Source organism: Leptospira haakeii, assembly GCF_002812045.1.
In the GTDB taxonomy this organism is placed as follows: domain Bacteria; phylum Spirochaetota; class Leptospiria; order Leptospirales; family Leptospiraceae; genus Leptospira_B; species Leptospira_B haakeii.
Map to the genome: position 1 here is coordinate 24,109 of NZ_NPEG01000014.1, position 26,276 is coordinate 50,384.

A 26,276-nucleotide genomic window follows, 5' to 3' on the forward strand; every position below is an offset into this window, starting at 1 on the left:
GGATCTGACGGGAAAATCAATCTTCTTCTGACTCCCTAGGAATTAGATCTATAATAAGTTTCTATTCGTAAATTTTTAGGATTTCTCTGGCCTTATGTCGAATTGCTTCCTGTAATTCCAGAGGTTCTAGAACAAAAACGGAATCACAGTATTGAAGCATACTTCCTAATGCCCATTCTTTGGTTTCCATATCGATTACCATTTCGGTAAAACCTTTTGTCATAGGTTTATGACTTAGGCATTTCATATAAGGAATACTTTTGATATGTTCTGCAGTGGCGTCTGTGACTTTAATTTTGATCAGATATTTAGGGACTCTTGATTTGAATTCTTTGATCCATTCTTCCCAATATTTGCTTAGATCGAATTTTTTAGGTCTTTCAAATCTTTCGGTAGTTACCGAAGCTTCTTTGATGCGAGAGATCCGATAGACTCTCATTTCTTTTCCACGTTTTGCAACTACGTACCAGATCGTGTCCTTTGCTACAAGTCCGTAAGGTTCTATCGTTCTTGGTTCGGGTTTTCCGCCTTCTTTCTCATAGACGATCTTTACTTTTTTTTCTTCCCAAACAGCGTCTTGTAGTATCGGAAGAAGTGGAAGTTCTCTAATCGCTCTGCCCCAACCTAAACCATCTATATGAATTCTTTGCCTCGCGGTTTCCGCATCCTTTCTATATGCAGGGGGGAGAGAGGCCATAAGTTTGACGAAAGCGGAATCGAAGTCCTTCTTCTTTCCTAAATCCTCCAAAACTCGAGAAGAATGGACCAATAATAGAGAGATCACTTCTTCTTTTTTAAAACCGGTAAGGTTTGTCCTATAACCTTCGCTTAAACTCCATCCCCCACCGATCCCTCGTTCCGCATAGATAGGAATACCTGCGGAAGAAAGAGCTTCCATATCCCTATGAACCGTTCGTTCTGAAATTTCTAATTTTTTGGAAAGTTCCTTAGCGGTGGTCCTTCCTTTCGCCTGTAGATGCAGTAGAATATTTAGAAGCCTATCAGCTCTCATAATTTTAGTATAAATCTCTAAATATGACAGAACTTGTCATGTATATTCTTCTATACTTGTTTTTATGATTACGTTAGCAACTTCCGTTTTTGGCATTGTTCTTTGTAAAGGTGAAATTATCAAAACCTCTGTCCATGGCCCCACAGGAAAAATTTCCTATAAGGACGAAGGTTTTGGCGGAATGCCGGTAGTTTTCATCCATTCTTTCGGCGGAAATGTTTCCCATTGGGAAGAGATCAAGGAATCCCTTGTTCCGAACAGAAGGGTAGTGCGTATTGAACTGAGGGGTCATGGGGATTCTGAATTTCCTAAAGATGGAGATTATAGGATTTCTTCTATGGCACAGGATCTGGCTACAGTTGTAAATCTCCTGGGCCTACAAAGATTCGTATTAGTAGGTCATAGCATGGGGGGAAGTGTAGCATTACAATATGCGGGAGAAAATCCAAGTAGAGTTGCTGGACTCGTTCTTGTGGATTCCAATGGCGATCCAAAAAAATTACCTGAAGTAGTTCGCGATCAGATCAAGAATGCATTATATTCGGATACGTATGTGCAAACTACTGAGGCTTACTGGGAGCAATTATTGGCCAATTCTAAACCTGAAATAAAAGAAAGATTAATGGGAGAATTAACCAGAACTCCAAAGGATACCGTGATCAAGATCACCTCAGAGCTATTGGATTATGATCCTAACCATTCTTTAAAAAGATATGTAGGCCCAAAACTTGCGATAGTCACTCCGGAAAACGATGATCAATTTGCATTACATAGACTACATTTAGGATTTCCTCATGCTGTGGTTGTAAATGCGGGGCATTGGTTACAATTGGACCAGCCGGAAGAATTCCGTAATATTCTGGAAACCTTCTTACAAAAATTCTAACATAAAACTCCCGGATGTGTTGTCCGGGAGACCTCTTGATTTTCATCGAACGAGAGTTATAGATTCTCACCGAAAAAATTTTCCAAAATTTCTCAGAATTTCTAAATTTCTGATTTAATTGATTTCGAAATTTTATTAGTATTGCTCCCGCTTTCTGTAGAAGGGCCGGGAAATTCATCTTCCGATCCGAGGAAAACAAGGACCTTCTTCGTCCAATTTCAAATCGACATTATATGAAATTTCTCAAAGCAATTCCACTCATTCTATTTCTGGCCTTAACGTTATTCTCCTGTCGAAGCAAAAATTCCTCTAAAATTTCTCCACTTGCAGAAAACGGGGTTTTGGATCTGAGAGAATGGAACTTTGCGGAAGACGGTATCGTTAAATTGGATGGAGAGTGGAAATTCCAATGGATGAAACTTGCAGTTTCCAGGCCAGAACTTGGATCCAAGGATGTTCAGACTCATATAGTGAATATTCCAGGTAACTGGAACCAAATTCCGAAGTTAGAAGGGATGAATCCTTTGATGGCTTTCGGATATGGGACTTACACTTTAAAAATAATTCCAGGCCAAAATCAAGGAAGGCTAATGATGCACTTCCAGGGCGCTGGAACTGCCGCTTCCATCTATTTGGATGGGAAGAAGATCATGGGAAATGGAGTGGTGGGTCCTGATGCAAACTCATCTCGTCCTCAGTATCTTCCGCTTTATGTTTCGATCGGGCAACCGAACAAGGAGATGTTATTACAAGTAGAGATCTCTAACTTCGATCATTATAAGGGAGGACTTTGGGAATCTCTTAGGATGGGAACAGAAGTGGATCTTCTGAACTTCAGAGATAATAGCTCTTTTAGCGAGATGTTCTTGTTCGGAAGTATCATCATCATGGCTTTATACCATTTCGGTTTGTATTCTTTAAGAAGAAGGGACATGACCGGATTGTTTTTTGGAGCATTCTGCGCGAGCATCTGCCTTAGGATTTTTGTAACCGGAGAAAGATTCCTAATCCTAAAATTTCCTCATCTACCTTGGGAATTTTTTAATAAGCTGGAATATATCTCCTTCTACTTGGCGGTTCCATTTTTTGTTTATTATCTGGATGCTTTGTATCCTCACTCACTCTCTGCAAAGTTAAAAAGACTCTTCATAGGATTTAACCTAATCGTATCAGCCATCGTGGTGGTTACTCCAGCTAGTATCTATACCCATACTTTAATCCCTTTTCAAGTATGTTTGATTTTTATAATATTATGGATCTTCTTTGTTTTAGTTCGTTTAGTTAAGACTGGCGCAGAAGGCTCTTTAATGGCACTCGGAGGTGTGATCGCATTAACTGCAGCAGCTATCAATGATAGTTTATATTCCCAGGCAGTGATCAATACCGGATATTATCTACCTTTAGGATTATTCGTTTTCATATTCGTGCAGTCGTATCTGCTTTCCTTCCGGTTTTCTCAAGCATTCTTATATATAGAACGTTTATCAGACAACTTGTTGGAAGTGAACAAGGCCTATAGTAGATTTGTTCCTTTGGCATTCTTGAAATTTCTGAATAAGAGCGATATTACCGAGATCGGTTTGGGTGATCAGGTTCAAAGAGAGATGACAATCCTATTTTCGGATATCAGATCCTTTACCCAACTTTCGGAGAAGATGACTCCCAAAGACAATTTCGACTTCTTAAATTCTTATATGAGAAAAATGGGGCCGATTATCCGAAAACACGGAGGTTTCATCGATAAGTATCTTGGGGATGGAATTATGGCTCTTTTTCCAAGCCTTCCTGACCAAGCACTGGATGCTGCAATGGAAATGCTCCGAGAGTTAGAGAGTTTAAATCAATCTAGAGCGGATCGACATTATGAACCGATCCAAATCGGTATCGGACTTCATACAGGGACATTGATGCTTGGAACGATCGGAGAAGAAGAAAGAATGGACGGGACAGTGATCTCAGACGCAGTCAATCTTGCTTCTCGTATCGAGGGACTTACTAAGGAGTTTCATGCGAATCTTCTAGTTAGCGAAAGCACATACCGTAAGTTGAAGAATCGCAGAAAGTATTCCTTTAAAAAATTAGGCAAAGTGAAAGTAAAAGGAAAATCCAAATCAAGTGAAGTATACGAGGTACTGGGCTAATTCACTTTTTAGGGAACTTCTGTTTATAAAAATCTAATGCTCTGAGGATCAGCTCTTTTGCTACCTCGGGGCCTTCCGGCTCTTCTACCCTAACTTCTTTTTTTTCCAATTGTTTATATACGGAGAAGAAGTGAGTCAGTTCCGCCCTGAAAGAGTTCGGTAGTTGAGATACATGTTCTATTCCATCAAAACTTCTGTCACCGGAGGCAACGGCCAGGATCTTTTCGTCACCTTCTCCTCTATCTATCATTCTCATTACCCCGACAACTCTTGCAGGCACCAAACAAAGTGGGGGAACTTCTTCCGAACAAAGAACTAAAATGTCCAAAGGATCCTTATCATCTCCCAAAGTCTGGGGAATAAAACCGTAATGGGCAGGATAATGTGCAGAAGCGAAAAGTACCCGATCCAATTTGATAAGCCCTGAGTCTTTATCCACTTCGAACTTGGCCTTACTTCCGGAAGGAATTTCTACAAGTGCATGAACTTCGTGTGGAGGATTTGGGCCGGGACTGGCCTCGTGCCAAGGATGTTGTATCATGGGCCATATTTTGGGCTGAAGCCGGGTCTGAGCAAGGAGTTTCAGGTAAGAAAGGGTTAGAAGTTAAAGGTTCGGGCCAATCAACCATTGCCTATTTTTCCTTTTTCGGCTCAGAAATTCGATTTTCGATTTAGAAAATATGTTGACCGGTCTATTTTTATCTGATTTAAAGATCCTATGGGTCAGAAGGGAGAAATCGCTAAAGAAAAGATGGTCCGTGCCATGGCGGAACGTTTGGAAATCGGGGGATATGCGGGAACTGGGCTAAATGATATTGTAGAAGATGCAAAAGCCCCTAAAGGATCTATCTATTTCCATTTTCCTGGTGGAAAGGAGGAATTGGCCTCCTTAGCTCTTCTGGTATCTGGTAACGAATTGGCCAAGGAGCTGAAGGCGGTTTTGGATTCCGCCAAATCTGTTCCGGCCGGGATCCAAAGGATATTTTCCGCCTTAGAATATAGGCTTGTATCTTCCGGTTTTTCCAAGGGTTGCCCGATCATGACAACTGCTTCCGAGACCGCCTCGGAACCTTCTTTAGTGAACTCAACTTGCGCTGCAGTTTTCCAAGATTGGATTTCCATATTGGATTCGTTTTTCCGGAAAAACGGATTTGAGGAGAGCAGATCTGGAGAACTCGCAATAGGTATTCTTTCCTTATTGGAAGGGGCCATCCTGATTTCCAGGACAAGCCGAAATACGAATGCGATACGATCCGCTTCTAAAACGGCAAAACTTCTCGTTTCGGAGAGATAATTATGAAACTTAAAATCACTTTTTCGGCGATACTCGCCTTTTTACTTTTAGTATTTTGTACTACATTAGGAATTCCTAAACTAGCAATTTCAGAAGTTCCGGAATTGGAAAAATTATCCAAGGATCCCAGATTGGAAAATCCTTCTGGACTAACCAAACTCAAGTTCACGATCTTTAAAACAGGGGAGAAGAAAGCATCTTCCGCATTCATATTCGAAGGCGGGCCTTTATTTCACAGAAAACAGATCTATCATAGTGTTGTTTTTGTGGAACATCCCAAAGGGACTTTTTTATTCGATTCTGGTCTTGGTACTCAGATAGAGGAACAATATAAGGACCATAGATTTTATGTAAAGCCTATGGTTACTTATCAAAATCCGAATCCTTTGGTCTCCCAGTTAAAAATAAACGGGATTGATCCGGATAAGATCGGAAACATCGTTCTATCTCATTTGCATTGGGACCATGCAGGTGGAGTAGAGGATTTTCCTAAAGCAAGGATCTGGTCTACACAAGAAGGTAGAAAACATCTGCAAGAATTCGGAGTGGAGAAGGGCTATCTTCCAAAACAATTAGATTCAGAAAACATAATATGGAAGGATCTGTTCTTTTCTTCCAAACCGTATGAAAATTATTCCAAAAGTCTGGATTGGTTTGGGGATGGATCTGTTGTATTCGTTCCAATGGAAGGCCATACGGCTGGAGATATCGGGATGTTCCTAAATTTACCATCTGGAAAAAGATTCTTTTTTACCGGAGATATCACTTGGGCAAGAGAAGGATTCGAAATTCCATCTCATAGAACTAGATTGCTTAGATCGATCGTGGACAGGGATCAGGAACTTGTAGGAAAGGAAATATATAGAGTACATTCTCTTTTAAAAGTTTATTCGAACTTGGAAGTAGTACCAGCCCACGATGGAGAAGTGATAGATCGTTTAGGATTATATCCTAAGTGGATTGAATAAGAATTAAATGAATCGTCTCCGGAAAATATCCGGAGACGATATCTATCATCCGAATTATAAATCTTGTCTATGTTTGAGTGCGGGTATTTTTTTACGGACCTTCTGCACTTCTTCTAGGTCTATCTCCGTTAAGAGTAATTTTTCGCCTTCTCCCGCGTCCCCTAAAATGTTTCCCCAGGGATCGATTACCATAGAATGTCCGTAAGTTTCTCTTCCTTTTAGATGAATTCCAGTTTGCGCGGGTGCAAATATAAAACATTGGTTTTCGATTGCCCTTGCTCTTAGCAAAATTTCCCAATGCGCTTGTCCTGTAATTTTGGTGAAAGCAGAAGGAACAAAGATCATATCCGCATCCTTCTTCATAATTTCCCTAAACAATTCTGGAAAGCGAAGATCATAACAAATCACAGAAGAGATATTTCCGAGTTCGGGACTTTTGTAAGTTTCCGGAATAATTTTACCCGATTCCACGGTTCTGGATTCCCTATATTCTATTCCGTCTCCAGGATCAGTGTCGAATAAATGGATTTTATGATATTCGAATTTTTCTTTTCCATCCGGTCCGAAAATAATAGAAGTATTAAATACTTTTCCGTTTGGAGCGGGATTCGGAAATCCTCCTGCGAGAATAGTTATATTCAATTTATTTGATATATCCGATAGAAGGGTTACTGTTTTAGTTTTGATCTCTTCCGCTCTTTCTAACTTCTCCTTTTCGGATCCTAAAAAAGGAAAATTTTCCGGAAGACCTACGAGCTTTGCACCTTCGGAAGCGCCCTCGCGGACAAAGTTTTCACATTTTTGTAGATTGAGATCCACATCGGTTCCGCTGTTTAATTGGATCAGTCCTAAAAGAAAACGGTGCATAGGCTCAGTATTCCAGATCCTTAGCCAAAATGCAAAATGATATTCTATACATTCTGCTTGTCTAAGCTAGTTCCCGGAAAAATTTAGGAGAAGTATGGCATTCGCCCTAAAAGAATTCAAATCTATCCAAAACTTCTACTCCGGAAAAAAACATAAGGAGAATGTTTGGGCCCTCGTTTATCTTTTGCTCAGATACTTAAGTAGCGGAGAAGGAGCCATCCAAGCGGTCCAAACCTCCTGGCTGCAGGGTCTTCCGGAAAATTTGTCGGAAGAAGATAAGAAAGAAGCTTCAGAAAAAGTTTTGGAACTTGCAGACCTTCTCTTGGAAGCGTTACGTTCTTGGAGAGATTTAGCGGATGAAGAAGGTTCCGAATCCGTAATGGAAGATGTGCTGGAACTCGGACAATCCGTTCTGATAGAAACCAAAGAAATGGGAGAATTTTCTGAACTAGTCCGAGAGGAATCCTTGGATATTATCTCAGATTTATGTTTGGTATGCGGAGTAGAGATCCCAAAAGCAGGTTATAGAAAGATAGATCTTTCCGCTTTCGATGATTCGGATATAGCAGAAGAAGTAGAAGAATGGATCATCGCACTTTCTTCTTTCGAAAAAGCGGAAGAGGCTTCCGATCTAGAAGACGGGTTTCTTGTACTTTTTGTGAAGGTGTTTTTGTTTTATATTTTCTTTAAGTAGAAGGTTCCATAGGAAGCTGAAATCTCCCTTCTAAAATTCCTTGGACAGTCAGATCTTCGTCCAAGTTTTCCCAACGGATGGAGTAACCTTTTAATTCCAATGTAACTTCTTGGAGTTGTGAATCCGAGGCGGCCTTTAGTAATTTAAATCTATCTGCTGGAAAACCTAAAATTCTACCATCGCTCAATTCCAAATAGACCATTCGATGCTCTACCCATACCTTGATTGCGGGCACATTTGAAATTAGATTATTGCCAGCCATGGAACTCATAATAGGCCTCTAAAAATCTCCCTTTATATTCAAATACAAGCTTTTCGATTTCTCGAATTTCATGATTTCGAAATCCTTTATTCTCAGCTAATAATACTGTATTTAGCCAGAATTTGCATTCCGAATATTTTTAAAACCGTGGGCATTGGGTTTTGCCACTAGTTTTAAAAACTTATGCAAAACCAATTTAATAATGGATTGAACGCCGGAATATTGATTCCGGCAGATTTCAGGGGATTCTACACTTACAGATTTGTAAAAATATCTTTCACTGCAGTGACAACATCTTCGATATCGCCGTCTGTCATTCCTGCGAATAGAGGAAGAGAAAGAGTTCTTTTATACATTGCATCCGCGTTTGGATAATTTTTTCTTTCGAATCCGAATCTTTGGTAGAAAGGATGTTCGTATAGGGGAATAAAATGAAGGCTGGAGCCTATATTTCGTTTTTGTAATTCAGAACAGAGAATGTCTCTGTTGATCTTTCCTGGAACGGTATCCACTTCTACTCTAAATAAATGCCAAGAATGTTCCCCATCGATTGCAGGCAAAGGAAGATGTAAAAAAGGCAAGTCTGCAAATTCAGAGCGGTAAATTTCAGCGATTTGGATCCTTCTTCTCCAAAGATCTTCTGCTTCTGCAAGTTGGACAAGTCCTAGTGCCGCAGCTATATCGCTCATATTATATTTATAACCTGGAGAAACTACTTCATAATACCAACCCGGACGTCCGTAGGTTTCTCTATTGATCCCATGAAGTCTCATCAGTTTCATTCTTTCTGCAAAATGAGCGTGACGAGTGGTGACCATTCCACCTTCTCCGGTAGTGATCCCTTTAGTTGCGTAAAAACTGAATACTGTAAAATCTCCGTGAGTTCCTATCCTTTCTCCCTTATGAACTGCGGGGAAGGCATGAGCAGAATCTTCAATTACATAAAGATGATACTCTTTTGCGAGTGAATTGATGGAATCCATATCGCAAACTGCACCTGCAAGATGTACGGGCATCACTGCACGCACTGTCTTTCCGGTTTTTTTATGAACCAGATTCCCTTTGGAAAATACACATTCTTTTTCAATGGTTTCCTTTAAGGTAGCTTCGGTCATTAGATTGAAAATTGGGTCAACATCTGTAAGGATCGGCTCTGCGCCGAAATAACAAACTGTCTCAGCGGTGGCGGTAAATGTTACTGCAGGGACAAGCACTGCATCCTCGGAACAAAGGCCTATAGATTCTAAAGCGAGATGAAGTCCTGCTGTTGCGGAATTCATAGCCAGGGCAAATTCTGCTCCTGTGTATTTTGCAAATTCTTCTTCGAATTCTTTTACTTTTGGTCCTGAGGTGATCCAGCCGGAGCGCAGTACCGCCGCCACTTCTTCGATCGCTTTTTCGGAAATCGAGGGGAGTGCGAAAGGTAAAAACGTTTTTCTTGCTGTGATCATGAGACAAAATCCTCCGGCGCTTCTTTTAGGATCGGAAGATTTCCGGAAAAGATAAGGGGAAAACCTTCAGAATCTTTTTCTGAATTGAAATCCGACGGGGTTTTACTTACCCTGCTCCCGTGGGCGTGACCTTCTCAGAAATTTTGGAAAGAATCCGGATCTTAGACCGGGATGTCTCCGAATTAAACCGTCTGAAGAGCAGACTCCCAGCAGATAGGCCTTATTCTTCCTCTCTTCAAATTTCTTTCGATAAGCAGATCAATAATTTACTCAACGAAAGGATCAGACTTTTGGATCTGGAGATTTCAGATCCACCTCGTTGGCTTTTAGGTGACTCCGATGCATACGATTCCGGGCAAAGAACTGCTTCGGCATTTTTAGAACCCGCGGATCTTTCTTCTAAAAAGTTACAAGACCAAGATGTTATTAACCTGATCAGAGAATTGCCTAAGACGGAGATCCATCTTCACTTAGAAGCCTGTGTCAATAAGGACACCATGAAAAAACTCATGGTTAAAAACGGGATCCAATTGAGTGACGAGGAATTCGAAGCTAAGTTTAATTTTAAAGACTTAAACGGTTTTATCCAAGTATTCTTCTTCATCCAAAGTTTGGTGAAAGAACCTGCTGACCTTTATTATTTTGTGGGAAGTCTCGCAGAATATATGAGAGCAAATAGGATCCTATACACCGAAGTGTTTTTCGCTCCTTCTAAATTTATCCAAAACGGTTTGGACTTCGATGAAATGGTTAGCCAACTTGTGGACGGTATTAGAGAGGAGAAGGAGAAGGACGGCATTGAGATCCGACTTCTTGTAGACGTTTCCAGATCCTTCGGTCCTGAAAATGCGATGAACAACTTAAACAGAGTTCTCAAACTCAAACATAAGGAAGTCATTGGAATCGGTTTAGGCGGAGCAGAGCTTATGGGTCCTGCTCGAGATTATGCAGAAGTATTCAAAAAAGCTAAAGAAGCAGGACTCAGAACAGTTGCTCACTCCGGAGAAGACGATGGTCCTTGGGCGATTTGGGAAGCTGTAGAACTATGTAAGGCGGAACGTATTGGTCACGGGACTTCTGCCATCCAAGACCCTGAACTGGTAAATTATCTAAGAGAGAACAAGATCCCGATAGAGATTTGTGTTACGTCTAACGTTTTTACCGGGAAATATGTGCGTAAGGAACAGAATCACCCGGTTCGTTATTATTACGACCAAGGTCTTCCGCTATGTATCAATACGGATGACCCTGAAATATTCAATGTCAACCTGACTTATGAATATTTTAAACTTTGGAGATTTTTGGACTTTTCCTTGGATGAGATCGTGGATCTGATCAGACAAGGTGTATATGCTACCTTCCATCCTCAAAAGGAAACACTTTGGAAGGATATGGAAGTCCAGATCAAAAAAGTAAAAGAAAAATACGGTCTTTTAGAACCCAGCTTGAAGTAAATTTCTTTCTTGCAATCGTTATCAATCTTCGTTTAGAATTCCCTTCCGGAGTGGACGATGAAGTTGAAAGTTTTCTTAGGTGTTATTCTTACCTTAATCATTTCAGGTATTGGTTATTTCTATTATTTGGGTGCATTTGATACCGTTCAAATAAAGGAAGAAACATTAGGACCATTCTATGTTTTATCACATGATCGAGTGGGGAATTACAGAAACGTAGGGGAAACTTTCGAAGCCATCCAAAAAGAATTTCCGGAGAAGGGAATTAAGAACTATAAATTGTTCGGGATCTATAAGGATAACCCGAATACTGTTCCGGAAGAAAAATTAAGATGTGAAGTAGGAGCTATGTTTTCCGAGCCTATCACTGAAATTCCTTCCGGATTCTCTTTGCCTTTAAAATACAAAGTTATCAAAAAGAAAAGATATCTAACGGCCGACTTTCCACTAAAAAGTTTTGTTTCTATCTTCCTTGGAATTTTTAAAGTTTATCCGGAACTTATGAAAGCCTGTGTAACAAAAGGTTGCGATATGAATGGAAAGGCTTCTATGGAGATCTATGAGCCAATCACGGAAAAAAATACGAAATATCTGTTTCCTTTAGATTCCTCGGGGATCGATTGAGGTAAGAGATGTTCTCTCAACTGAAAGAACTTTTAAATGTTTCTGTTCCCATCGATCGGAAGAAATTTTTTGTCACAGGAGTAATTCTATTCTTCATTAAATATAGTATAGATAGAATTATAGCTTACACTTTTTTCGACCGCCTATGGTGGATCTCCGAATATTTTAAAGATCCGGGAAAGATCGTCTTACAGAAATTTGAGCCGGAAGAATCCCGATTTTATTTTACCTTACTCTTGGTTTCTTTGCCTTTCATCTATTTAGGCACAATATTCTGTATCAAGAGGTTGAGAAGTATAGGCTTAAGTTCTTTCTGGGTGCTTTTGTTTTTTGTTCCATTTTTAAACTTTCTAATGTTCTTTTTGTTATCTGTACTCCCGGAAAATTTATATAATAATAAAGAAGTCGGATCTTCTCCTGAATTCTTTCCGAAGTCCAAGCTGATTGTCTCTATTTGGTCGATCATTTTCGCTACGAGCATCTCACTTCTATTCAGTATTTTTTCTACGGATATATTAAAAGCATACGGAGCGAGTTTGTTTGTAGGCGGGCCATTTATTATAGGATTTACTTCCGTAATATTATATTCCAGAGCGGAGGAAGTCGACTTTAAACAAGCAATGCTCATTTCTTTTACGGCTATATCTATAGCGGGTATTCTCACATTAATAGTCGCTTTGGAAGGAATTATCTGTCTTATGATGGCCGCTCCATTGGCGTATTTTCTGGGGTTTTTAGGCGGAGGAATTGCGTATCTTCTCCAGGCGAAGTCCAAACTTGTGTCTTCGGTTCTGCCATTTTTATTTTTGATCTTACCTTCGGTTGCTTATTTGGAAGCGAATTTGGATGAGAAATCAGATTGGTATATGGTAGAAACCAGTCTGAAAATTTCCGCGTCGAGAGAAAAAGTTTGGAAAGGTCTATTCGAATTTTCTGATATACCCGAACCTAAGGAGCTTATCTTTAATGCGGGAGTCTCCTATCCGGTTCGTGCAAGGGTAGAAGGAAAAGGGATCGGCGCAATTCGGTACTGCGAATTTAATAATGGGGTGTTCGTGGAAAAAATCACCAACTGGGCAGAGAATAATTCATTGGAGTTTGATGTTGTTCGGCAACCGGATGCAATGAAAGAGCTGAGTCCTTATAAAAATATCAGACCTACACATCTAGACGGATACTTTGCATCTAAAAAGGGAAGTTTCCAACTTATTCCACTGGGAAAGGATGAAACACTTCTGATTGGAAGGACCTGGTTTTTAAATAAATTTGGCCCCACTACATACTGGAATGTTTGGATCCATTGGATTTTACATAAGATCCATTATAGAGTTTTGGACCATATGCGTAACTCTGTCGAAGTTTCTTCGTAAAACGATAAGCAGTCGAATGTTTCGAATTTTGCAATACCAGACAAATAAGTATTTCCAACATCTTAAAATTCCTGCGAAATAGTCGCCTATGAGCGTTTTCAAAACCTTATTCGAATATTGCCGGATCCCGGAAAGGATCTGGAAAAAATTATTATCGATCGGAGTAGAAGACGCGCCTGGTGCTAGATACATAGTCGCGACCAATGCAGTCGTATTGATTACTGCGATATTTACATTAGTTTATTATATCGTATTCACTACGTTCGGATTAGTATTTCCAATCTGGCTCTATCTACTGTGGACAGCGAATGTTTTCGGATATGCTTTCGTACTATTCTTGAACTTTATTCGTTCCCATAAGGCCGCGAGATTATTACTTGCTGCTGTAGGAACAATGCAGCTTTTGATGATCTCGAGGATCTTGCCCCAAGAAGCAGGATTGGATCTATACATTATCGCAAGTTTTGCATTTCCTTTTTATATCTTTCCTCCCGAAGAAAAAAAATACATCTATATGATGGAAGCAGCCCTTGCGCTTTTGTTCGTTGCTGTCCATATCATTCCTTATTTTTTCGATCCAATACTTAGCTTAGATCCAAAATACAGAAGTTACTTTTATTTTATTAGTTTGATCCTCGTAGTTGCGTGGTTTTCATTCATCGGCAAAGAATTAGCACAGGCTGCCTGGGAGGCGGATCTTTCTCTCAAGGAAGAAAAAGCAAAAACAGAATTACTATTATTGAATATACTTCCGCGAGAGACAGCTGAAGAGCTTAAAAAAACCGGAAGTTCCGAACCAAGGCTGATTACACAAGCGACAGTCTTATTCACTGACTTCTACGGATTCACTTCCATCGCAGAAAAACTTACACCAAATGATCTGGTGAAAGAATTAGATTTTTGTTTTAGACATTTCGACTCGGTTACGGAAACACACAGATTAGAAAAATTGAAAACGATCGGAGATGCATATATGTGTGTGGCCGGGGTCCCTTCTTACAGATCTTCACATGCAGTAGATAGTTTGCTCGCTGCATTAGAAATGCTGGAACGTTTGGAGGAATTATCCAAATTAAAAAAAGGCCCTAACTGGAAGGCAAGGATAGGGGTCCACTCAGGCCCCTTGGTCGCAGGAGTTATCGGTGCAAGAAAATTTTCCTACGATGTATGGGGTGATACTGTCAATCTCGCAAGCAGAATGGAATCAAACAGTGAACCGGGCAAAGTAAATGTAACCCAATCCATAGTGGACTTAACAGACGAGTATTTCCAATTCAAGTCTCGCGGAAAACTTCCAGTGAAGAACAAGCAAAAAACTGCCATGTATTTTCTATTAGGATTAAAACCTGAATTCAGAGACCGAAAGAATCCACGAAACCCAAACGGAAAATTCTGGGAAGAATACGGTAAACAATTCGGAAGAAGAGAACCAATCGTTTCATACTAAAAATATTCTGGCCGCGTCCTCCGGACCGGGCTCTCACCTTCGGTCAAAAAATCGCCTTTGCGATTTTTGTGACCCCGGCTCGATCCCTCGCGGACTCATGGAGTGAAGATAGCCGCAATGCAAGTAAATTTGTATTGTAGGAGCTCCAACAAGAGAGCAACAAAATTTGATTGAAAGGATTAGAAATTTGTGATATGGGAGTGAAAGCTCTCCCACGAGCCACTCCCCCCAATCCCAATGCAGGGTGGGGGCGAGCTCTGACACATGTAGGAACTCCTACAGAAAGATAGTTACTTAAGCTTTATCAGCTTCCAATTTTCTCCAAGTTGTATAAGAAACAGCAACCAATGCTAAGAAAATAAATGGAGTCGCAAAGTTTGGATCTTTTGCGAGAAGATGAGAAAGTCCGGCACCTAACACGTTAAAAGTGACTCCCGCATAAGCCCATTCTTTCAGTCTTGGGAATTTAGGATAAAGAAGAGCAAGTGCGCTTAAGCCCTTTGCAGGCCCTAAAATTAAAGCTAGGTATCCAGGATAGCCTAGATGAGCGAGTCCTTCTAAAACTTGTGGGCTTTGGCTTGTGTAGGCATAAGCTCCAAATAAATTTCCAACAGCGATAAGGCCTGTGGTTCCCCAATATAAAACTTTAATAACTGTTTTGTTCATATAGATCCTCTGGTTTCGAGATTCGATATAGTTATAAATTCATGCTGAGATGTAAATATAAATCGAGATAGAATTTCCTGCACCGAGGTTCAACGAGGACTCGATTTTGAGAAATAGAATAGATGCCAAAATGACATTTTTTAATGTAAACTAAAATACAATAAAATAGTTTACTTTTTTTAATTCTATCCGTCCTAGTGGTTATAGGACAAGGCCATGAAAATTTCTATTCCATTCGATCGTTGGATCCTTCAGCTCAAGGAAAAACCGAAACTTCTCTTATGGAGCATTCTTCCGGTAATTTTACTTCTGATTCTTTTTGTTTGGAGAGGTAGGAATTCCAACGTAGATACCTCAGAGATTATTCAAGGCTCTATCATTGAATCCGTATATGGGTTAGCAACTGTCAGCTCTTCGGAAGTATACCATCTCAGGGTTGCGATTCCTTCTGCCATTCGAAAAATTTATGTGGAAGAAGGAGATCAGGTCCAAGAAGGAACTCCTCTTGTTGAGTTTGATAGTTTTGGGACCATGAGATCCCCTTTCGCTGGAGTGGTGACTAACGTTGCGTACGAGACCAAGGAGACTGTTGTCCCTCAGACTCCGGTTGTAACGGTGATGGATCTGAAAAAAAGGTACCTGACTGTATCTTTAGAGGAAAAAGGGGCAGTAAAGGTCAAAAAAGGGCAGAAGGTCCGGATCCGCTTTGAAGCATTGGGTGATAAAAATTTCGAAGGAGAGGTGAAGTCCGTATATCCCGCAGACGGACAGTTCCAAGTCCATATTACTCCGATCGGAATTCCTGCCGAGATACTTCCGGGTATGACCGCTGATGTTGCGATAGAAACTTCTAGTAAAGAAAACATAATATTAGTCCCGATTAAAGGGATCCAGTCCGGAAAAATTAAAGTATTAGAAAATGGTAAAATTCGTATTAAAGAGATCGAGACTGGACTTACGAATGGCGAATACGCTGAGCTCGTTTCCGGAGATGTACGTTTAGGAGATAAGGTGCTTGTCCAGGAGGATAAATAAATGTTGTTTATTGCTCTTAGGCAAATGTCTGCCCGTAAAAAACAAACTTTTCTTACCTTACTCGGGATTATATTAGGAGCGACTGCTTATATAGTGATTTCCGGGATCATGTTGGGTTTAAGAGAATATCTGATTGACCAACTTGTAAACAATGACGCTCATATACGGATCTCTTCTCAGGTAAAAATAATAGGAGAGAAGGATTTAGATCAGATACTTTTTCACTCTAAGGAAATCCCTTTTTGGTCTGTTCCTCCTTCCGGAAGAAGGGATACTGAACAGATTGAAAACCAAGCCGGATGGCAAAAGAAAGTCGCTTCCGATCCGGAAGTAGAAGCAAGTTCTCCGCAACTTCAGATAAAAGTAATATATAGAAAAGGAAAGATTGCAGAAGCAGGAAGGATAATCGGAGTTAAGCCGGAGTTCCAAGCAAAAGTTGCCAGGATTAATGAGAATATTATCCGAGGTGATTTTTTGGAGATTAAAGAAAGCGGGAACAAGCTTGTAATCGGAGAGGGCTTAAGACTATTACTCGGAGCCAGGATCTCCGATACGGTTTATATCAGCACCGGAAAGTCCGAACCCATTCCTTTTAAAATAGCAGCTTCTTTCCAAATGGGAAATAAGGCAATCGATGATGGTACTGCATTTGCAAATTTGGCGGATGTCCAAAGTTTAAATCAAACTCCTAATCGTATTAGCGACATTGCTATTCGCTTAAAGGATGTTTCTAACGCGACTTCCAAGGCAAGAGAATGGGCAGAAACAGGAGATGTAAAGGTGCAAAGTTGGGAAGATGTGAATGCCACATTTATTTCCCTATTTAAAATGCAGGATGCGATCCGCTACGCTTTGGTTGGGACTATCTTACTCGTAGCAGGATTCGGAATTTATAATATTCTAAATATTGTAATCGGACAAAAGAGAAGGGAGATTGCGATCCTCAGATCTATCGGATACGAAGCAGGGGACATTCTGAAAATATTCCTGATCCAAGGTTTAATACTAGGGGTAGCTGGAGGCGTTTTGGGAATGTTTTTAGGCAATCTAATTTGCAGAAGATTGGAGCATGTATCTTTTTCAAATCCTCTAATGCAAACTAAATCCGGTATGATGATGGTGTCCTTTGCACCTTCTATTTATTTCCAGGCGTTCTTGCTTGCATTTATCGCTACATTGATTGCGAGCATTTTTCCTGCAAGATCCGCAAGTAAACTTTCTCCAATAGAGATCATTCGGGGGGAATAATGGGAATCATTTTAGAAAACGTTAAAAAAAGTTTCGGAAAACCTCCTACGGATATCATTAAAGGGATCAGTCTTGAGATTAGAGAGAATGAATTCGTTTCGTTAACCGGAAAATCAGGTTCTGGTAAAAGTACACTTTTGTATTTGATCAGCAGTTTGGATGATCCTTCTCAAGGAAAGATCAGCATAGACGGAAGAACGATCAGCTCCTTGTCTCAAGCGGATCTGCATTCCTTTAGGAATCTTCATATGGGATTCGTATTCCAATTTCATTATCTTCTTCCTGAGTTTACAGCTTTGGAAAACGTTTTGATGCCCGCTTTAAAAGCAGGAAAACTGAAGGAAAAAAGAGAGGATGCGATCCGTCTTTTGAAACGATTCGATTTGGGAGACAAGTTAGACCATATTCCTTCTAAACTTTCCGGTGGGCAGATGCAAAGGGTTTCCATTGCAAGAGCATTAGTGATGAAACCCAGATATCTTTTTGCAGACGAACCTACGGGCGCATTGGATTCGACGAATGCACAGATCGTGATGGATATTTTTAAAGATATCAATAAGACAGAAGGTACTACAGTGATTATGGTCACTCATGATCCTGATTTCGCAAAATCCGCGAAGAGACAGATCAAACTTGTGGATGGTATGATCTCCAACGGGAAGGGGGAAAAATGATAGAAAGAATTTTAGAAAGAACCTTTCTTCTTTTTTTGTCTTCCGGTTTTGCAAAAACGAATACGGATCAGATCGCAAAACATATAGGGATCAGCAAAAGAACATTATATAAATATTATGATACTAAGGATAAGCTCATCGATTCTGTCTTCGAGTTGATGAGGTCCAAGGTCCAGGCAAAGTTTGATAAGGTTTTGCAAGATAAGGCAAAGGATCCGATCGATCGTTTAAAGGAGATCTTATTCTTCATTTCGGATCTGGGATCTAAGATGTCCAAAACATTTGCCAAGGACATAGAGATGGTTCGTCCGGATCTATTTATTACTATGAGAGAGTTCCGAAAACAAAGGATATTGAGTTTAGCGGACCTTCTCCGCGAAGGACAGAAAGCGGGACAGATACGAAAAGACGTAACACCTGAGCTAACGATCGATATTCTATTAGCCGCAGTGGATGGAATTTTGAATCCGACTTACTTATTCCAAAGTCCTTACTCAAATACGATGGCTTTCGATGCGATCGTTACCATCTTCTTAGAAGGGGTTCAGGAAAAACATTAAAGAGTCTTTAAGTAAGCCATAATGAACGGCTCTATATCTCCATCCATAACTGCCTGTACGTTCCCGGTCTCCTGATCCGTCCGATGATCTTTTACCATATTATAAGGATGGAATACATAAGAACGGATCTGACTTCCCCAAGAGATGTCTTTTTTCTCTCCGGATTTTTTTTCCAGATCATCTTTCAGTCTTTCTTGCTCCAGTTCGTAAAGTCTTGCTTTTAGCATTTTAAAAGCAGTGTCCCTGTTTTTGATCTGGGATCTTTCGTTCTGGCAAGCAACAACGATACCACTCGGAATATGAGTGATACGAACTGCAGAGTCAGTCGTGTTAACGTGCTGTCCCCCAGCTCCGGAAGAACGATACACATCCACTCGGATATCTTTATCTTCTATCTTGATATCTATGTCATCATCCAACTCTGGACTCACGTGAACGGATACGAAAGATGTATGCCTTCGTTTGTTTGCATCGAAAGGAGAGATTCGTACCAATCGATGCACTCCATTTTCACACTTCATAAATCCGTAAGCAAAATCACCTATCACGTGTATGGTGGCATTTTTGATCCCGGCACCGTCTCCCTCTTGGAAGTCCACAACGCTATACTGGTATCCTTTTTTATCGAAATACTTCAGATACATTCTGAAAAGCATCTCCGCCCAGTCCTGGCTTTCCGTTCCACCTGCACCTGGATGGATATTTAAGAATGCAGGTTTCATATCTTCCGGCTCGTTTAACGCGCCTAAAAGTTCCAGTCTTTCGAATTCGGATTTTAATCTTTGGTATTCGGAGCTGAGTTCGTCTACTCCGTCTTCTCCTTTTTCGTCAAAAGTGAGTTCAACTAAATCAGGAAAATCTAATATATCTCTTCTGATATTGACCCAAGGTTCCAGTTTTCTTTCTAATTCTGTTTTTCTTTGGCTGATCGATTTTGCTTGGTCAGGATTATCCCAAAAAGTGGGTTCTGCGATACGATCATTATATGACTTAAGCTGATCCTGGTCTTTATCCAGGTTCAATAGTTTCCAGCGATTTAAAAAGTTCTCTTGAAGTTCTTTAGAAAGGCGCTTCAGTTCCTTGGCGTTCTTAACTTCCATTTCGGTCCAATAAAATATATATTATAAATCTAATTTGCAAATTTGCGGATGTTTAGTCCGAGATCGTCCTTTAAAGGAGAGTTATCGAAAGAGGAAATCTTCGCTTTCTTCTCTTGCTTCTTCCCAGCTAAATACGGTGTCTCTGAGTTGAGGAGTGTTTCCTTCGACCGTGGAGACAAGCTGGTATTCTTCCTTTCTGCCAAATTCTTCCGGGAGTCGTTTTAGGACAAGTTTTCCGGAGCGGATCAGATCCAAAACATGCAATAGGAATGGGTCTCTTTCGGAACGTTGTAGTTCCTTCATGGAAGAATAAAAAGGCATGATCCCTTTATAAAACCAATCTACAGTCTCATTTTTGCCAGGGGCCCAGAGTTGTTCCAAGCGAATGGATTCCTCTTGGACTAAACTTTTACCTTGAAAAGGTTTTTGAAGATGTCTGCATTGGAAATATAGTTCGTGATTGATCTCGCGAGGGAATGTTCTGCCGTAACCGGCTCCGATCCATTCTAACCATGCCTTCTTTTCTTTGCTTGGAAGCGCGGGTATCAATGCAAATAAGTAGTTTTGGTTTCGAAAAACTCTTGATTGAGCTAAAAAATCCAAAACTTCGTATGGAATCATATAGTGACCGGCTTGCCATTCGATTACGACCGGAACATTTTCCACATCCAGATATTCGTCGGGAGTTTCCTTTTGGACCACATCGCCGAATTGAGTAAGTATATAAATAAAAGATAATAGTTCTCTTCGTGTCATGGAACGGATGAGAGTATCCGAATCCAATTTTTGTTTTAAGGAAGCACGAATTAAATTATATTGCTCTAAAGGGTATTGATGAGGAGATAAGATGATCCCTAGATGTTTTTCTAATTTGCGAAGGTTCGACCTTTCGACTAAATCGATATTTCCAGAAACTAGAAAAGGCATAAACTTAAAGAGCTTTACTCGCGATATCTTTACGGAAGAAGGTTTTGGAAATTTTAAATCCGCTTAGATAAGAATAAACCTTATCCACCGATTCTTTTAAGTCCTTACCGTAAGAAGAGATTCCTAGAATTCTTCCACCTGTCGATATTAAGTTTCCATCCTTTTTTGAAGTGCCGGCATGAAAAACTACAAGATCTTTACTATTTGTTTCAGGTAAATTTAAAGGAATATTCTTTGCATAAGAATCGGGGTAACCTTCCGCGGCCAAAACGACCACGGTAGATGCTCCGGGTTTCAAACCTATTTTTACTTCTCCAAGTGCCCCTTTGGCAGATGCCTGGAAAATTTCGAGTAAGTCACCTTCTAACATCGGTAATACACATTGTGTCTCAGGGTCACCGAATCTACAATTGAACTCTACTACTCTAGGATTTCCTTTAGTATCTATCATTAATCCAGCATATAAAAGGCCTTTATAAGGATTTCCTTTCTTGCGGAAAATCTCGAATACCGGTTGGAAAACGAGAGTATTCACTTTTTCTAATGTTTCTTTAGTGACGATTGGGGCGGGACAATAGGCGCCCATTCCGCCTGTATTCGGTCCTTGGTCTCCATCATAAGCTCTCTTATGGTCTTGAGCAGCAGGAAGAGTGAAATAAGTGTCTCCATCGCTGATCGCAAAGATAGAAGCTTCTTGTCCTTCCATGAACTCTTCTATAACAACTTTAGATCCACTTTTTCCGAATTTATTATCTAAAAAGATCTCTTTTAAGGCTTGTTCAGCTTGAGAAAGTTCAGTGCAAACTGTCACACCTTTACCTGCAGCGAGGCCATCCGCCTTGATTACGATCGGTGCTCCTTCTTTTTGAACATAAGAATGGGCTGATTCGTAATTTTCAAAAGAAGCATACTTAGCTGTAGGAACTCCAGCTTCTATCATTAATGCTTTTGCAAATTCCTTCGAGCCTTCTATCTGGGCGCAATAAGCAGAAGGTCCGAAAACCGGAACTCCTATCTCAGCCAGCCAATCTCCGATCCCGTCAACTAAAGGATCTTCCGGACCGACTACTACTAAATCATATTCATTTTTTTGAATAAAGTTTTGAACTGAGGACTTGTTCTTTAGATCGAAAGAATTCGGAGCTAAAACCTCGGAATCAGGAAAACCTCCGTTGCCTGGAAAAACATGCAATTGACCGAGTTTTGGGGATTGGCGAAGCTTATAAGCAATAGCACTCTCGCGACCACCGGAGCCGATTAGAAGGATCTTAGACATAATATTTCACCGCGGTTTAATCCGAAAAATTAACCTAGTTTTTCCAAACCTTTTTGGAGAACTTCTTTTTTATCACGGACACTCTTCAGTTTTTCTTTTTCTTTTTCGATCACATCCGGATTTGCTTTCGCAATGAAGTTCTCGTTTCCTAATTTAGATGCGAGTTTCTCTTCTTCTTGGATCAACTTCTGTAATTCTTTATCTATACGTGCTCTTTCTTTTTCGAAGTCTATCATTCCTGCTAAAGGAAGAATTACTTCTCCGAAACGAAATGCTCCTACTGAGTCCGTTTTTTCTCCGGCATAGCTTGCATTCACTTCTATACTTTCTAAACGAGCTAACTGTAAGATAGAAAACTCAAAATCTTTTACTGCAGAAGCGACGATAGGCTCGGAGGATTTCAAGATCACCTTACATTTTTTATCTAATGGAACACCGTTCTCCGCTCTTTGAACACGAATTTGAGTCACTACATCTTGCAGAATGATAGTTTTCTGAACACCTTCGTCACCGGCAGAAACATTATAAGATATCGGGAAAGGAGTTTGGATCAAAAAATCTCCTTCGCTGAATACTTCGTAAATTTCCTCGGTTAAGAAAGGCATAAAAGGATGAAGAAGTCCCAATGCTTTAATTAGAATACTTGCAAGTACTTGTTTTGCGATCTCTTGAGATTCTTCGCCGAGTTTTCCGTAAATTCTGGGTTTAACTAACTCGATATACCAATCGCAGAAATCTCCCCAAACAAAATCATAAATTTGAGAAGCCATTTCGAAAAACAGAAATTTAGAATATGCTTTTTCGTAATTGGCAAGAGTTTCGTTGAACTTATGAAGGATCCATTTATCCATCGGTTCCAATTTAGAACCGTATTTTGATTCTAGATCTTCCAATTTCCAATCTGCATCCATATTCATTAGGATGAAACGACTGGAGTTCCAGATCTTATTACAGAAAGATCGATATCCGTCTAACCTGCTCTCATCAAAAAGAACATCTTTTGCTTCAGGTAAAGTCGCAGCTAAGAAGAAACGGAAAGAATCGGTTCCGTATTTATTCATCATATCCAGAGGATCGATAACGTTTCCTATAGATTTGGAAAACTTCTTACCTTCTTTATCTCTTACTAATCCGTGGATGATAATTTTTTGGAAAGGAGCCTTGCCTAAAAACTTCTTTCCCATCATGATCATTCTGGCTACCCAGAAAAATATAATATCAAATCCGGTAACGAGTACGGATGTCGGATAGAATTTTTTAAGATCTTCCGTATTCTCCGGCCAACCTAAGGTAGAGAATGGCCATAGCTGAGAAGAAAACCAAGTATCTAAAACATCAGTATCTTGTTCCACTTCTGTAGAATTACATTTAGGACAGTTATTAACTTTAGTTTCGGAAACTTCTATATGTTTGCAATTTTTGCAATGATATGCAGGGATACGATGTCCCCACCATAGCTGACGAGAGATGCACCAATCTCTAATATTGTTCATCCACTCGTAGAAAGTTTTTTCCCAAAGTTTAGGAACAAATTCAGTTTCTCCGGATTGAACTGCTTGGATTGCAAGTTCAGCCAAAGGTTTCATTTTACAGAACCACTGTGTAGATAAGTAAGGTTCTATAATTTCTCCACCTCTGGAGTTATGGCCGATAGAATGAGTATGTTCTTCTATCTTTTCTACCAGTCCTAGATCTTGCAGATCATCGATTACTTTTTTACGAGCTACGAATCTTTCTAATCCTGCGTATTTACCTGCGTTCTCGTTTAGAGTCGCATTCGGATTCATCACTAATAATGGTTTAAGTCCTAGTCTTTGGCCGGCTTCGAAGTCATTCGGATCATGAGCAGGAGTGATCTTAACCAAACCGGACCCGAATTCTTTATCTACGAAAGAATCGAATAGAAGTGGGATTTTTCTATCGGTTAGTGGGAGCTCCAACTCCGCACCTTTTAAAGATTTATATCTTTCGTCGTCAGGATGAGCTGCAACTGCAACGTCTCCGAACATAGTTTCAGGTCTTGTTGTAGCAACGATCAAATATTTGCCTGGTTGGCCTACAATAGGATAACGAAGATGATAAAGTTTACCTTTTACTTCTCTATGCTCTACTTCCAGATCGGAAATAGCGGTCAGAGTTTTAGGACACCAGTTGATGATCCTTTCTCCTCTGTATATTAAACCTTCATCATATAATGTTTTGAAAACTTTGAAAACCGCTTTGGACAATCCTTCGTCCATGGTGAATCTGGAACGAGACCAATCCACCGATTCTCCCAAAAGCCTTTGCTGGTTTTGGATCATTCCACCTGAGTGTTCCTTCCATTCCCAAACTTTTTTTTCGAATTCTTCTCTTGTGAAATCGGTTCTCTTTTTACCTTCTTTAGCAAGTTCCCTTTCTACAACGACTTGAGTCGCGATCCCTGCATGATCGGTGCCTGGAACCCAAAGAGCGGATTTACCTTTTTTTCGTTCAATGCGGGTCAGAATATCTTGGATAGTATGATTGAGTGCGTGACCAATATGAAGGCTTCCGGTCACGTTAGGAGGAGGAAGAACGATGGTAAAAGATTCCCTTGCTTTGAGGTTTGGCTCAAAACTTTTTTCCTTCTCCCAGAGAGAGATCCATTTCGGTTCTACGCTGGTAGGTTCGTAGCGATCGCTGATTTGTTTCTTCATAGCCTTCGTTCGGATAGAATTTTCCGTCGGAGGGTGAGGTCAAGTCGTACTGATCCCATAATTAAAAGAGAATACTGAATAAAAAAGGCCCTAGAGCGATTCCAGGGCCTTAAAACATAAAGATCTGTTTTATAACGAGATATTAGAGAGGTATCTTTTCCTATTGTAAGGTCTTTTTGAGTAATGTTTTAAGATAAGAAGAAGGGAACTTCTCCTTATCCTTGATCAACACACAGTTCTTGCCATTTTCCGATTTTGGAAACTTGGCTCGAAATGCTCTTACAAAAGATTCTTCACAGAAATAGATAGAAAGATGGCTTTTATGGTTCGAGAACGCGACCCATCGCCCATTTCTTTCAAAAGTAGGCATACCGTATTTCAGACTTTCTCTAAGATCCGAAAATTCTTCTCGGATCGAATCCACCAAATCCTGTAATTTTTCACTCCTTACGGAAGGAGTTCTTTCTAAATAGTCCTCCACATCTGGATTTGAATTTGAATCCAATCTAGGGAGTGTGGGAACTAAAGCATAAAGTAGCATATATTTGTCCTAGGGGCAGGACCCTATTTCACTTAACCTGCGTTCGCAACCAATGGTAAAGGTTCCAAGCTTGGAGCAGAAACCGCACCACCTTTGAAAAGTTGAGCGAGCTCGCTCCAATCTTCTCTGCTAAAATAATCTAATCCGCCATCTGGACAGCCGAGCAGATCTTCTATCGTTTTGTGATAAGAAAGCATCAAGTCGTATAGATCGGTCTCGGATTCTTTACTTCTTCCTAAAAGATAGAAAGCAACTTTTTCACCCAAAGCATCGCTTAGGTCAAAAATGATGGAAGTCAGGTGATCTGCTCTCAATGCACTTCTGAGTGATCCGTCCTGCTGGCCTTCTACTATCAAAGAAGCAAATAATGGAAAACTTAAATCCACGGATTTGCGTCTGATCTTATCTCTCAATTGAAGATTGCTGGCCGAGAAAAGGGATTCCAGAAGGAAGCGAACTTCTTCCGATTTACCTTTTTTCCAGTTTCTCGCAACAATGAGTGCTCTGCGGAGTTTATCCAGGCCGCTGCCTTCTGATCCCAAATCTCCAATCTCTGCTTGCATAGCTGCATGCGCTTCCTTTGCGAATTGCACTGCTATCTCTTCTAAAAGTTCTTCTTTGGATTGAAAATGGTGGTAAAAGGTGCCTTTAGCTATATCTAAAGCGGATAGAATATCCTGAATGGATGTGGTTTCGTACCCTTTTTCGAAGAATAGCCTTCTGGATTCGTTTAGAATTCTTTCTTTTGTGGAGATTTTCGCTGGGATCATTGGGGTTCCTCCTGCTAAACCGACGGTCGGTATAGACCATTAGTCGGTTTTGACAATACATCCGACTATGCGTCGGTCAAACATATTTCAAAACAACGGTCAAAAAAATCAACAAAGGAAACAAATAAAATGAAAAATGTTTCCTGACTTTCTGGCGGAAAAACCGACAGTCGGTCGAGTCTCCTGTATTTAGTATTGGGTATCATTATTTTTTATTCTTCTTTTGTGATCGAAGTTACGTTAGACGAAATCTATCTCCAGACATATTGTTTGTATGTTCTGAGTTTAAAAATATTCTTAGTTGTATTTTGGATTCATATGAGGATATATA

General features: G+C 40.2%; 25 protein-coding genes and 1 pseudogene. 13 read left to right on the forward strand and 13 right to left on the reverse strand.

Annotation, left to right across the window (positions count from 1 at the left end):
- Positions 1-61: 61 nt before the first annotated feature.
- On the reverse strand, positions 62-1,012 hold the full coding sequence (locus CH377_RS16570; RefSeq protein ID WP_100724867.1) for a helix-turn-helix transcriptional regulator: 951 nt from the start codon (positions 1,010-1,012) through the stop codon (positions 62-64).
- Positions 1,013-1,076: 64 nt separating this feature from the next.
- Between CH377_RS16570 and CH377_RS16575 the strand changes: the two genes are divergently transcribed.
- Together CH377_RS16575 and CH377_RS16580 are read left to right on the forward strand one after the other, a co-directional pair.
- Positions 1,077-1,898, forward strand: coding sequence for an alpha/beta fold hydrolase (locus tag CH377_RS16575; RefSeq protein ID WP_100724868.1), 822 nt, complete (start codon positions 1,077-1,079; stop codon positions 1,896-1,898).
- 233 nt (positions 1,899-2,131) lie between these two features.
- Complete coding sequence (locus CH377_RS16580) at positions 2,132-4,039, forward strand: adenylate/guanylate cyclase domain-containing protein (protein ID WP_100724869.1); 1,908 nt, start codon at positions 2,132-2,134, stop codon at positions 4,037-4,039.
- Position 4,040: 1 nt separating this feature from the next.
- On the opposite strand, the gene CH377_RS16585 is transcribed toward CH377_RS16580, so the two are convergent.
- Complete coding sequence (locus tag CH377_RS16585; RefSeq protein WP_024864077.1) at positions 4,041-4,577, reverse strand: inorganic diphosphatase; 537 nt, start codon at positions 4,575-4,577, stop codon at positions 4,041-4,043.
- A gap of 180 nt (positions 4,578-4,757) precedes the next feature.
- On the opposite strand from CH377_RS16585, the gene CH377_RS16590 reads away from it, so the two are divergent.
- Positions 4,758-5,333, forward strand: a complete 576-nt coding sequence (locus CH377_RS16590; RefSeq protein ID WP_100724870.1) for a TetR/AcrR family transcriptional regulator — start codon at positions 4,758-4,760, stop codon at positions 5,331-5,333.
- A gap of 2 nt (positions 5,334-5,335) precedes the next feature.
- Positions 5,336-6,301, forward strand: coding sequence for an MBL fold metallo-hydrolase (locus tag CH377_RS16595; RefSeq protein WP_100724871.1), 966 nt, complete (start codon positions 5,336-5,338; stop codon positions 6,299-6,301).
- Between the two features lie 54 nt (positions 6,302-6,355).
- Here CH377_RS16595 and CH377_RS16600 read toward each other — a convergent pair whose 3' ends face one another.
- Positions 6,356-7,168: a carbon-nitrogen hydrolase family protein gene (locus tag CH377_RS16600; RefSeq protein ID WP_100724872.1), complete on the reverse strand. Its 813-nt coding sequence runs from the start codon at positions 7,166-7,168 to the stop codon at positions 6,356-6,358.
- 94 nt (positions 7,169-7,262) lie between these two features.
- On the opposite strand from CH377_RS16600, the gene CH377_RS16605 reads away from it, so the two are divergent.
- Complete coding sequence (locus CH377_RS16605; RefSeq protein WP_100724873.1) at positions 7,263-7,862, forward strand: hypothetical protein; 600 nt, start codon at positions 7,263-7,265, stop codon at positions 7,860-7,862.
- On the opposite strand, the gene CH377_RS16610 is transcribed toward CH377_RS16605, so the two are convergent.
- The 3 genes and pseudogenes from CH377_RS16610 to CH377_RS16620 form a co-directional block, all read right to left on the reverse strand.
- Positions 7,855-8,133, reverse strand: coding sequence for a DUF2442 domain-containing protein (locus tag CH377_RS16610; protein ID WP_100724874.1), 279 nt, complete (start codon positions 8,131-8,133; stop codon positions 7,855-7,857). The genes CH377_RS16605 and CH377_RS16610 overlap by 8 nt on opposite strands.
- Positions 8,111-8,242, reverse strand: a pseudogene (locus CH377_RS16615) (DUF4160 domain-containing protein); the annotation flags it as partial. The pseudogene CH377_RS16615 and the gene CH377_RS16610, both read right to left, overlap by 23 nt.
- A gap of 136 nt (positions 8,243-8,378) precedes the next feature.
- Positions 8,379-9,575 (reverse strand): DegT/DnrJ/EryC1/StrS family aminotransferase, encoded by a 1,197-nt coding sequence (locus tag CH377_RS16620; protein WP_100724875.1) that lies wholly within the window; start codon positions 9,573-9,575, stop codon positions 8,379-8,381.
- A 119-nt stretch (positions 9,576-9,694) separates the two neighbouring features.
- Between CH377_RS16620 and add the strand changes: the two genes are divergently transcribed.
- The 4 genes from add to CH377_RS16640 all read left to right on the forward strand — a co-directional run bounded on the left by add (position 9,695) and on the right by CH377_RS16640 (position 14,470).
- Entirely contained in the window at positions 9,695-11,029 is a 1,335-nt protein-coding gene (gene add / locus CH377_RS16625; protein ID WP_100724876.1) for an adenosine deaminase, read from the forward strand.
- Positions 11,030-11,092: 63 nt separating this feature from the next.
- Positions 11,093-11,653: a GyrI-like domain-containing protein gene (locus CH377_RS16630; RefSeq protein ID WP_165780487.1), complete on the forward strand. Its 561-nt coding sequence runs from the start codon at positions 11,093-11,095 to the stop codon at positions 11,651-11,653.
- Between the two features lie 8 nt (positions 11,654-11,661).
- Complete coding sequence (locus CH377_RS16635) at positions 11,662-13,023, forward strand: SRPBCC family protein (protein ID WP_100724878.1); 1,362 nt, start codon at positions 11,662-11,664, stop codon at positions 13,021-13,023.
- A gap of 88 nt (positions 13,024-13,111) precedes the next feature.
- Positions 13,112-14,470: an adenylate/guanylate cyclase domain-containing protein gene (locus tag CH377_RS16640; RefSeq protein ID WP_100724879.1), complete on the forward strand. Its 1,359-nt coding sequence runs from the start codon at positions 13,112-13,114 to the stop codon at positions 14,468-14,470.
- A 294-nt stretch (positions 14,471-14,764) separates the two neighbouring features.
- On the opposite strand, the gene CH377_RS16645 is transcribed toward CH377_RS16640, so the two are convergent.
- Entirely contained in the window at positions 14,765-15,136 is a 372-nt protein-coding gene (locus CH377_RS16645) for a DoxX family protein (RefSeq protein WP_100724880.1), read from the reverse strand.
- Positions 15,137-15,352: 216 nt separating this feature from the next.
- Between CH377_RS16645 and CH377_RS16650 the strand changes: the two genes are divergently transcribed.
- The 4 genes from CH377_RS16650 to CH377_RS16665 are packed head-to-tail and all read left to right on the forward strand — an operon-like array spanning position 15,353 to position 18,653.
- On the forward strand, positions 15,353-16,171 hold the full coding sequence (locus tag CH377_RS16650; RefSeq protein ID WP_100724881.1) for an efflux RND transporter periplasmic adaptor subunit: 819 nt from the start codon (positions 15,353-15,355) through the stop codon (positions 16,169-16,171).
- Entirely contained in the window at positions 16,172-17,419 is a 1,248-nt protein-coding gene (locus CH377_RS16655; RefSeq protein WP_100724882.1) for an ABC transporter permease, read from the forward strand.
- Entirely contained in the window at positions 17,419-18,093 is a 675-nt protein-coding gene (locus CH377_RS16660) for an ABC transporter ATP-binding protein (protein ID WP_100724883.1), read from the forward strand. The genes CH377_RS16655 and CH377_RS16660 overlap by 1 nt, the downstream gene beginning before the upstream one ends.
- The gene (locus CH377_RS16665) at positions 18,090-18,653 is read left to right on the forward strand and encodes a TetR/AcrR family transcriptional regulator (protein WP_100724884.1); all 564 of its coding nucleotides are present in this window, start codon (positions 18,090-18,092) and stop codon (positions 18,651-18,653) included. The genes CH377_RS16660 and CH377_RS16665 overlap by 4 nt, the downstream gene beginning before the upstream one ends.
- Here the strand turns inward: CH377_RS16665 and prfB are convergent.
- From prfB to CH377_RS16695, 6 genes are all read right to left on the reverse strand, one after another.
- On the reverse strand, positions 18,650-19,753 hold the full coding sequence (gene prfB, locus CH377_RS16670; RefSeq protein ID WP_086447133.1) for a peptide chain release factor 2: 1,104 nt from the start codon (positions 19,751-19,753) through the stop codon (positions 18,650-18,652). The two genes, CH377_RS16665 and prfB, sit on opposite strands and share 4 nt — an antisense overlap.
- Before the next feature lie 81 nt (positions 19,754-19,834).
- Positions 19,835-20,680 carry a hypothetical protein gene (locus CH377_RS16675; protein WP_100706428.1) on the reverse strand — a complete coding sequence of 282 codons (846 nt, stop codon included), beginning with the start codon at positions 20,678-20,680 and terminating at the stop codon, positions 19,835-19,837.
- A gap of 4 nt (positions 20,681-20,684) precedes the next feature.
- The gene (gene purD / locus CH377_RS16680; RefSeq protein ID WP_100724885.1) at positions 20,685-21,956 is read right to left on the reverse strand and encodes a phosphoribosylamine--glycine ligase; all 1,272 of its coding nucleotides are present in this window, start codon (positions 21,954-21,956) and stop codon (positions 20,685-20,687) included.
- Positions 21,957-21,985: 29 nt separating this feature from the next.
- Positions 21,986-24,634, reverse strand: coding sequence for a valine--tRNA ligase (locus CH377_RS16685; protein WP_100724886.1), 2,649 nt, complete (start codon positions 24,632-24,634; stop codon positions 21,986-21,988).
- Positions 24,635-24,794: 160 nt separating this feature from the next.
- Entirely contained in the window at positions 24,795-25,175 is a 381-nt protein-coding gene (locus CH377_RS16690; RefSeq protein ID WP_100724887.1) for an iron chaperone, read from the reverse strand.
- A 32-nt stretch (positions 25,176-25,207) separates the two neighbouring features.
- Positions 25,208-25,945, reverse strand: a complete 738-nt coding sequence (locus tag CH377_RS16695; RefSeq protein ID WP_100724888.1) for a TetR/AcrR family transcriptional regulator — start codon at positions 25,943-25,945, stop codon at positions 25,208-25,210.
- Positions 25,946-26,276: the final 331 nt, after the last annotated feature.